This is a genomic window from Caballeronia telluris, assembly GCF_001544495.1.
GTDB lineage: Bacteria > Pseudomonadota > Gammaproteobacteria > Burkholderiales > Burkholderiaceae > Caballeronia > Caballeronia telluris.
In genome coordinates, this window is sequence record NZ_FCNZ02000110.1 from 1 (window position 1) to 1,890 (window position 1,890).

The 1,890-nt window shown below is 52.1% G+C and carries 3 protein-coding genes; 1 reads left to right on the forward strand and 2 read right to left on the reverse strand.

The window, feature by feature from the left end:
* A partial coding sequence (gene stbB, locus AWB66_RS32370) for a StbB family protein (RefSeq protein ID WP_087634038.1) occupies positions 1-636 on the reverse strand: 636 nt, incomplete at its 3' end.
* 7 nt (positions 637-643) lie between these two features.
* A complete protein-coding gene (locus AWB66_RS32375) occupies positions 644-1,075 on the reverse strand; it encodes a hypothetical protein (protein WP_087634039.1) in 432 nt (143 codons plus the stop codon).
* Between the two features lie 462 nt (positions 1,076-1,537).
* On the opposite strand from AWB66_RS32375, the gene AWB66_RS32380 reads away from it, so the two are divergent.
* Positions 1,538-1,885, forward strand: a complete 348-nt coding sequence (locus AWB66_RS32380; RefSeq protein ID WP_087634040.1) for a hypothetical protein — start codon at positions 1,538-1,540, stop codon at positions 1,883-1,885.
* The last annotated feature ends 5 nt before the right edge of the window (positions 1,886-1,890 follow it).

Below are 1,890 nucleotides of genomic sequence, written 5' to 3' on the forward strand. Positions count from 1 at the left end.
ATACATCCGCGCATAGTCTTTCGCCTTCTCGGAATCTGTCTCCGACTTGGCCAACGCGCGATAATCGATGCCGTCGTCGATCAATTCCATAAAGCTCATCCGTTTGGCGGCAAGATAACCATAAATCTCGCTCTCGAAGAGGTATGCATCCTCACTGATCCGCGCTTTACTTGTTTTCTTCACGTAGTTGAATATCGCAGGAATCTCTTCGGCCGGGTCACCTACAATGCGATTGGGCAGCAACCGGATACTTTGCGCATCCACGCCGATATTGGACAGCGCTTCAACGGTTTTCAAGCTCTCTTGCCACGCTTTCTGATCTGGAGTGACCGGGACCACGTACAAATCAAACTCTCGCTCCGAGTCCGAAAATCGCGACATCGACTCAAAGAACGACTCAATGTTTGATGCACCGACATCAACAATTGCATCGTCTTCCAGAACTAAGGCTTCAAGAAGCTCGCCGAACTTTTTTCCTTGTAGCTGCGACACCTCTGGCGCACCGAGATCGCTTGCCGACTGATTAATCGTCTCCACCGAAAAAAATGCGGCTTCAGGTATGCGCGGTTTTAACAAGTGGTGAGCGGCTACCGTCTTGCCAACGCTGCCGCTGTAATTCAGGACGGCGATTTTCATTTGTACCTCACTTGAATTTGTCGTCGAACTCATTGAAGTCCAGTTTATGGACGTCGGCGAAATCTCCGGTGGTTTTTATCCGATTTTTTCGCGGCGAGCGCGCTGAAGTCTGCTCCGTTGCGCGCGTGCTAAAAGGGTGCTGATGTTGTGGTTCATCAATGGATTCCGGCGCGTTCTCTCGATGGCGTACCGTTTTTTCATCGGGTAATGCGAGACCCAGTGCGCTAACCGTCGCACTTGCCTTTTCCTTTTGCTTTGCCCTCGCACGCTTCAGGGCAACACAAAACGCATCGAACGACAGGTTCAGCGCGTGGTGATCTCGCAGGTTCTGCCAGAGAGACTCGCGGCTTGCTCCCGATTGCTGAGCGGCTTCAATCTCGGGCAGGAGATTACGGACGACGGCCGCATCACTTCGTGGCTTGAAGTCAAATATCGTCATTGGGCGGTTCGCACCCACGTTTGTTATCGGTGATCCCTCAGTGATCCTTTTCTGTACTCTAGGTGATCCCTTTTCATCAGTCAAATACGATTTTCGACTTATTGTGATCCGCGCTTGATTCTAGATTGATCCTAGATTGATCCTGAGTTGATCCCGAGTGGATGCTTTCGTTCGTGGGCTGAGTAAGCCCCTCGCCCAATGGGCGAGGGATCATTCGAACGCCTTTGTTGGAGACGCAAATGCGCGGAAAAGGCCGTCCTTCGACGCGATTTTGTGGGTGGGAATGGGCCCTTAAAAGCTATACACCATACGCAATGCTTCGCCTTGCGTAAGTTATTGATATTACGTAACATTCTTGATGTGCGCATATTGATGCAGTAAAACTGAGGTTTTACTAACGTCCTTGAAAGCGCCGTCGCGGTCTCCTAAGCTGTAAGACAGGCCGTAATACGGAGCTCGCACGTGCCCACCATCTGCATTCGTGTCACTGAAGCACAAAAGCTCGAGCTCGAAGAACGTTCAGTGCGCTTCGATGGCAACGTCTCCGAGTACATCAAGGATTCGCTGTTCGGAGATCGAAATCGCGAGGTGCTGTCTCGCCTGGACGTGTTGGGCGAGTTAGTCGCCAGTGTCTCGGCACTGCAAACCCGAGAAAAGCCAATACAGTCTGAGCAGTCAACGGCCATGCTTGCCGAAGCGCTGATCCTGCTACGCATGTCTCTCTCGCCCGAGAAGTTGCGGGCGGCCCGCGCAGAGCTTGACCGCCTCAAAATTGAATCGTGGGAGCCGCAGGAGAATCGCCGTGGATGATATTC

Bases quoted from the DNA above. Each gene is read 5' to 3' on its own strand.
- AWB66_RS32375 (WP_087634039.1), bottom strand. From the start codon at position 1,075: ATGACGATATTTGACTTCAAGCCACGAAGTGATGCGGCCGTCGTCCGT.